Source organism: Streptomyces sp. NPDC005899, from assembly GCF_040629645.1.
Classification (GTDB): domain Bacteria; phylum Actinomycetota; class Actinomycetes; order Streptomycetales; family Streptomycetaceae; genus Streptomyces.
The window spans coordinates 1-6,723 of sequence record NZ_JBEXWB010000344.1; the positions used below are offsets into that span (position 1 = coordinate 1).

Annotated in this window: 5 protein-coding genes; all 5 read right to left on the reverse strand. The window is 71.0% G+C overall.

Features of this window, described 5'->3' with window-relative positions; translation table 11 throughout:
* Window positions 1–121 precede the first annotated feature (121 nt).
* On the reverse strand, window positions 122–1,132 hold the full coding sequence (gene gap / locus ABZ371_RS27070; protein WP_358684248.1) for a type I glyceraldehyde-3-phosphate dehydrogenase: 1,011 nt from the start codon (window positions 1,130–1,132) through the stop codon (window positions 122–124).
* A 190-nt stretch (window positions 1,133–1,322) separates the two neighbouring features.
* A complete protein-coding gene (gene whiA, locus ABZ371_RS27075) occupies window positions 1,323–2,312 on the reverse strand; it encodes a DNA-binding protein WhiA (protein WP_358684250.1) in 990 nt (329 codons plus the stop codon).
* Window positions 2,303–3,337, reverse strand: a complete 1,035-nt coding sequence (yvcK, locus tag ABZ371_RS27080) for a uridine diphosphate-N-acetylglucosamine-binding protein YvcK (protein WP_358684252.1) — start codon at window positions 3,335–3,337, stop codon at window positions 2,303–2,305. The genes whiA and yvcK overlap by 10 nt, the downstream gene beginning before the upstream one ends.
* On the reverse strand, window positions 3,334–4,287 hold the full coding sequence (rapZ, locus tag ABZ371_RS27085) for an RNase adapter RapZ (protein ID WP_358684256.1): 954 nt from the start codon (window positions 4,285–4,287) through the stop codon (window positions 3,334–3,336). The genes yvcK and rapZ overlap by 4 nt, the downstream gene beginning before the upstream one ends.
* 89 nt (window positions 4,288–4,376) lie before the next feature.
* Complete coding sequence (uvrC, locus tag ABZ371_RS27090; RefSeq protein ID WP_358684254.1) at window positions 4,377–6,473, reverse strand: excinuclease ABC subunit UvrC; 2,097 nt, start codon at window positions 6,471–6,473, stop codon at window positions 4,377–4,379.
* Window positions 6,474–6,723: the final 250 nt, after the last annotated feature.

Below are 6,723 nucleotides of genomic sequence, written 5' to 3' on the forward strand. Positions count from 1 at the left end.
CTCGTTTTTATTTGGTTGCGTTAACCCTTGTTGCCCGTTTTTCCCCGAACGGGGATGGTCCGGCGCAAGGTTGCGCCGTCCGAGCCCCTTGCTCACATCGAGATGCCTGCCGATCCGAGGATCAGAGCTGGCCGCCGACGAAGACCGTGAGGTCGACGAGGCGGTTGGAGTAACCCCACTCGTTGTCGTACCAGCCGAGGATCTTCACCGAGTTGCCCTCCTGGACCATGGTCAGGGAGGAGTCGAAGGTGCAGGACGACGGGTCGCCGACGATGTCCGAGGAGACGATCGGGTCCTCGGTGTACGTCAGGAAGCCCTTGAGGTCGCCGTCGTCGGAGGCCTTCTTGAACGCGGCGTTGACCTCGTCCTTGGTGACCTCGCGCTGGAGCGTCACGACCAGGTCGGTCGCGGAGCCCGTCGGGACCGGCACGCGCATCGCGATGCCGTCGAGCTTGCCCTTGAGCTGCGGCAGGACCAGGGCGGTCGCCTTGGCGGCGCCGGTCGTCGTCGGGATGATGTTCTCGGCGGCGGCACGGGCGCGGCGCAGGTCCGAGTGCGGGAAGTCCAGGATCCGCTGGTCGTTCGTGTACGCGTGGACCGTGGTCATCAGGCCCTTGACGATGCCGAAGTTCTCGTCGAGGACCTTGGCCATCGGCGCCACACAGTTGGTGGTGCAGGACGCGTTGGAGATGACGTGGTGGTTGGCCGCGTCGTACTTGTCCTGGTTGACGCCCATCACGATGGTGATGTCCTCGTCCTTGGCCGGAGCCGAGATGAGGACCTTCTTGGCGCCGCCCGCGATGTGCTTCTCGGCGTCTGCCTTCTTGGTGAAGATGCCGGTCGACTCGATGACGATGTCGACGCCCAGCTGACCCCAGGGGATGTCGGCCGGGTTGCGCTCGGAAAGGACCTTGATGGTGTGACCGTCGACGGTGATGGTGTCGGCGGTGTGGCTCACCTCGCCCTTGAGACGACCCAGGATGGTGTCGTACTTCAGCAGGTGGGCCGTGGTCGCAGTGTCACCCAGGTCGTTGACAGCCACGATCTCGATGTCCGCACCCTGCTCCAGCAGCGCGCGGAAGTAGTTACGACCGATGCGGCCAAAGCCGTTGATGCCTACGCGGATCGTCACGAACCGATCTCCTCGTTAGGTACGCCGGTTTTCGACGCCGGCGAGTTGTATGGGATGTCCCCGACCGCCTCCGACCCTACCTCTCCCGAGGCCCGGGAGTGACATCGAGCGGCGTGGAACGGACAGCGGGGTCCGTACTCCCGAGTAGGGGTACGGACCCCGGGACCGCGGTCGCGGCGCGTGGAGCCGCTCAGCCGACGAGGCCGTCGGCCAGTTCCTCGCTGAGGGTGCTCTCCGTGCCCGGGACACCGAGGTCCTGGGCCCGCTTGTCGGCCATGGCCAGCAGGCGCCGGATCCGGCCGGCGACGGCGTCCTTGGTCAGCGGCGGGTCGGCGAGCGCCCCCAGTTCCTCCAGGGATGCCTGCTTGTGCTCCATGCGCAGCCGGCCGGCCGCCGCCAGGTGCTCCGGGACCTCCTCCCCCAGGATCTCCAGCGCGCGCCCCACCCGGGCCCCCGCCGCGACCGCGGCCCGGGCCGAGCGGCGGAGGTTGGCGTCGTCGAAGTTGGCCAGCCGGTTCGCGGTGGCGCGGACCTCGCGCCGCATCCGGCGCTCCTCCCAGGCCAGCACCGACTCGTGGGCGCCGAGCCGGGTCAGCAGCGCGCCGATCGCGTCACCGTCACGGACCACGACCCGGTCCACCCCGCGCACCTCGCGGGCCTTGGCCGCGATGGACAGCCGGCGGGCGGCGCCGACCAGCGCGAGGGCGGCCTCCGGGCCGGGGCAGGTGACCTCGAGCGAGGAGGAGCGGCCGGGCTCGGTCAGCGAACCGTGGGCCAGGAACGCGCCCCGCCAGGCCGCCTCCGCGTCGCAGGTGGCCCCCGAGACCACCTGCGGGGGCAGGCCGCGGATGGGGCGGCCGCGCCCGTCCACCAGACCGGTCTGGCGGGCCAGCTGGTCGCCGCCCGCCACCACGCGTACGACGTAGCGGGAGCCGCGCCGCAGCCCCCCGGGGGCCATCACGATCAGCTCCGAGCCGTGCCCGAAGATCTCCAGGATGTCCCGCTTGAGCCGGCGCGCGGCCATCGCCGTGTCCAGCTCGGCCTCGATCACAATCCGGCCGCTCACCAGGTGCAGCCCGCCCGCGAACCGAAGAATCGCCGAGACCTCTGCTTTTCTGCAGCAGGTCCGGGTCACGGGAAGCCGAGAGATTTCGTCCTTCACCGCTGGCGTCATCGCCATGGGCCGATCCTTCCATGCATCCGAAAAATACGGTCGTACGCGGCGGCCAACAGCTCCGGATCATGAATCGGAACGCCGTCGGGTGAGGCCACAGGGGCCAGCTCGACCGCGGCTCCGAGCCGCTTCGCGGCGTCGGCGAGGGACTCGCGGTCGGGCACGGCGGCCTCGTCGGCCAGCACCACGTCCATGGCGAGTTTAGGGGCGTGTCGTCCCAAAACCTCCAAATGACGCTGCGGTGAGAAGCCTTCTGTTTCGCCGGGCTGCGGCGCGAGGTTCAGCGAGAGGACCTTTCGGGCCCTCGTGGCGGTCAGCGCCTCCAGCAGTTCGGGCACCAGGAGGTGCGGGATCACCGAGGAGAACCAGGAGCCGGGGCCGAGCACCACCCAGTCGGCGTCCAGCACGGCGGCGACCGCCTCGGGGACCGCCGGCGGCGCGGCGGGGACCACGTGCACGGACTGCACCTCGCCGGGGGTGAGGGCCACCGTCGCCTGACCGCGCACGGTGACCACCTCCTCCGGACGCTCCGGGTGGTGGCCCCGCACGAGTGCCTGGAGCTCCAGGGGCACGGCGGACATCGGCAGCACCCTGCCGTGCGCGCCGAGCAGCTTGCCGACGAGGTCGAGGGCCTGCACCGGGTCCCCGAGCTGCTCCCAGAGCGCGACGATCAGCAGGTTGCCCACGGCGTGCTCGTGCAGGTCGCCCTTGGACTCGAAACGGTGCTGGATGACGCGGGACCAGGTGCGTCCCCATTCGTCGTCGCCGCAGAGGGCGGCGAGCGCCTTGCGCAGGTCGCCGGGCGGCAGGACGCCCAGCTCCTCGCGGAGCCGGCCGCTGGAGCCGCCGTCGTCGGCCACGGTGACCACGGCGGTGAGATCGCCGGTGATCCGGCGGAGCGCCGTGAGCGACGCGGACAGGCCCATGCCGCCGCCGAGGGCGACGACCTTGGGCTGCGTCCCGCGCTTGCGCCCGGAGACGGCGGCCGTGGCCCTGCTCAGCCGCCGCAGGCGCAGATTGCGACTGGTCACTCGCGCCCCATGTCCCGGTGGACGAGGACGGTCTCGATGCCTTCCGTGGCGAGCCGGGCGGCCAGCTTCTCCGACATGGCGACGGAGCGGTGCTTGCCTCCCGTGCAGCCGACCGCGATGGTCACGTAGCGCTTGCCCTCACGGCGGTAACCGGCCGCGATCAGCTGCAGCAGCTCCGTGTACTGGTTGAGGAACTCCTTGGCGCCCGGCTGCTCGAACACGTACTCGGACACCTCCTCGTTGAGGCCGGTGAACGGGCGCAGCTCGGGGACCCAGTGGGGGTTGGGCAGGAACCGGCAGTCCACGACCAGGTCGGCGTCGACGGGCAGGCCGTACTTGAAGCCGAACGACATCACCGTGGCCCGCAGCTCCGGCTCCTCGTCGCCGGCGAACTGGGCGTCCATCTTGGCGCGCAGTTCGTGCACGTTGAGGCTGGAGGTGTCGATGACCAGGTCGGCGTCGCCGCGCAGCTCACGCAGCAGGTCGCGCTCCGCCGCGATGCCGTCGACGATGCGGCCGTCACCCTGGAGGGGGTGCGGGCGGCGGACGGACTCGAAGCGGCGTACGAGTGCGTCGTCGGAGGACTCCAGGAAGACGATCCGGCGGGTGACGTGCTTGTCGTCCAGGTCCGCGAGGGACTCGCGGAGGTTGTCGAAGAAGCGGCGGCCCCGCACGTCGACAACGACGGCGATCCGGGCGACGTTGCCCTGGGACCGGGCACCGAGCTCCACCATGGTGGGGATCAGCGCGGGCGGCAGGTTGTCGACGACGAACCAGCCCAGGTCCTCCAGGCACTTGGCGGCGGTGCTGCGCCCCGCGCCCGACATACCGGAGATGATCACCAGTTCGGGGATGGCGGGCACGGGGGCCTCGGCCTTCTCCTTGGCGCTGCCCGTACTCACGTGTGCTGCTCCGTCTGCTCGGTCTGCTCGCTCGATGCGGTCCTGCATGTGGTCCTGCGTGGGGTCGCCCTCGGCCGGGGCCTCGTGGCGCTCGCCCGCGCTCCCGCGGTCGTCGTGGCGTTCGTGCGCGTGTTCGGTCATGTCGTGCTGCCCCCGTCGTCCTCTTCGATGATCTCTCCTGTGGCCGTGTTCACGGCGGGCGCGGCCGGGGTGGCCGTGGCGAAGGCGGCGGCCACCGATTCCGCCGTCCTGCGCCCTATCCCCGGGACCTCGCAGATCTCATCGATTGTCGCCTGCCGCAGCCTCTTGACGGAGCCGAAGTGCTTGATCAGCGCTTGCTTCCGGGTGTCGCCGAGCCCGGCGACGGCGTCCAGGGGGCTGCTGCGGATCCGCTTGGCGCGCTTGGCCCGCTGGTAGGTGATGGCGAAGCGGTGGGCCTCGTCCCGGATCCTCTGCAGGAGGTAGAGGCCCTCGCTGGAGCGGGGCAGGACCACCGGGTCGTCGTCGTCCGGCAGCCAGACCTCTTCGAGGCGCTTGGCCAGACCGCAGACGGCGATGTCGTCGATGCCCAGCTCGTCCAGCGCCCGCTTCGCCGCGGCCACCTGCGGCCGGCCGCCGTCGACGACGACGAGCTGGGGCGGGTAGGCGAAGCGCTTGGGACGCCCGTCGTCCTCCCGGGGCTCCTCGCGCGCTTCCGGAGCGGGGCCCGGCTCCGCCGGAGTGGGTACGAGGCCTCCCGGAGCAGGGCCCGGCTCCCCCAGGGCGGGGCCCGGACCTCCCGGGGCGGGTACGGGTCCGGAGGGGGCCGGGGTCTCGTCCCACTCGCCCGTCCGCTCCTTCTCCTGCAGGTAGCGCTTGAAGCGGCGGCCGATGACCTCGTGCATCGACCGGACGTCGTCCTGACCCTCGAAGCCCTTGATCTGGAAGCGCCGGTATTCGCTCTTGCGTGCGAGCCCGTCCTCGAACACCACCATGGACGCGACGACGTCGTCGCCCTGCAGGTGCGAGATGTCGAAGCACTCGACGCGCAGCGGGGCGGTGTCCAGACCGAGCGCCTCGGCGATCTCCTCCAGCGCCCGGGAGCGGGTCGTGAGGTCGGAGGCGCGCTTCGTCTTGTGCAGGCCGAGGGCCTGCTGGGCGTTGCGCTGGACCGTGCCCATCAGGTCCTTCTTGTCGCCCCGCTGCGGGATGCGCAGGCTGACCTGGGAGCCGCGGCGGTCCGCGAGCCACTGCGAGACGGCCTCGGGGTCCTCCGGGAGGGCCGGGACCAGCACCTCCTTGGGCACGGAGTCGCCCGACTCCTCGCCGTACAGCTGCTGGAGCGCGTGTTCGACCAGGCCCGCCGTGTCGACCGCCTCGACCTTGTCGGTGACCCAGCCGCGCTGGCCGCGGATCCTTCCGCCGCGGACGTGGAAGATCTGGACGGCGGCTTCGAGCTCGTCCTCGGCGACGGCGATCAGATCGGCGTCGGTCGCGTCGGCGAGGACGACGGCGCTCTTCTCCATGGCCCGTTTCAGTGCCCCGGCGTCGTCGCGCAGACGGGCCGCGCGCTCGTATTCCATGTCCTCGGCCGCCCGCGTCATCTCCTGCTCCAGGCGACGGATGTACGTGCCCGTGCGGCCGGCCATGAAGTCGCAGAAGTCCTCGGCGAGATCCCGGTGTTCGTCGGGCGTGACCCGGCCCACGCACGGGGCGGAGCACTTGCCGATGTAGCCGAGGAGGCAGGGGCGGCCGGTCCTCTCGGCGTTCTTGAACACGCCGGCGGAGCACGTCCGGACGGGGAAGACCCGGAGCATCAGGTCGACCGTCTCGCGGATCGCCCAGGCGTGCCCGTACGGACCGAAGTACCGCACGCCCTTGCGCTTGGCGCCGCGCATGACCTGGACGCGCGGGAACTCCTCGTTGAGCGTGACGGCGAGGTAGGGGTAGCTCTTGTCGTCGCGGTACTTGACGTTGAACCGGGGGTCGAACTCCTTGATCCAGGTGTACTCCAGCTGCAGCGCCTCGACCTCGGTGGAGACGACGGTCCACTCCACGGAGGCCGCCGTGGTGACCATCGTCCGGGTGCGCGGGTGGAGACCCGCGAGGTCCTGGAAGTAGTTGGCCAGGCGCTGGCGCAGGTTCTTGGCCTTCCCGACGTAGATCACCCGGCGGTGCTCGTCGCGGAACTTGTAGACCCCCGGGGAGTCGGGGATCTGACCCGGCTTGGGGCGGTAGCTGGAGGGGTCTGCCATGTCTCACACCCTACTTGCGGGCAGTGACAGAGCGGGATTCGCGACCGTGCGCGGGACCCCCTGCGGACGCCCGGCGGAACGGGGACACCGGCCTCCTCCGGGCGGGGACGTCCGGCACCGGAGGGGGTCGGCCCTCATCGGGCGGGGACGGCCGGCACAGGGGCCGGACAAGGCGGGGACACGCCGCGAGGGGCGGGGCGCCCGGCAAGGCGGGACGGCTCCGCGAGGGGCGGGGGCCGCCTGCGGGCGC

Bases quoted from the DNA above. Each gene is read 5' to 3' on its own strand.
- whiA (WP_358684250.1), bottom strand. From the start codon at position 2,312: ATGGCGATGACGCCAGCGGTGAAGGACGAAATCTCTCGGCTTCCCGTG.
- rapZ (WP_358684256.1), bottom strand. From the start codon at position 4,287: ATGCAGGACCGCATCGAGCGAGCAGACCGAGCAGACGGAGCAGCACAC.
- uvrC (WP_358684254.1), bottom strand. From the start codon at position 6,473: ATGGCAGACCCCTCCAGCTACCGCCCCAAGCCGGGTCAGATCCCCGAC.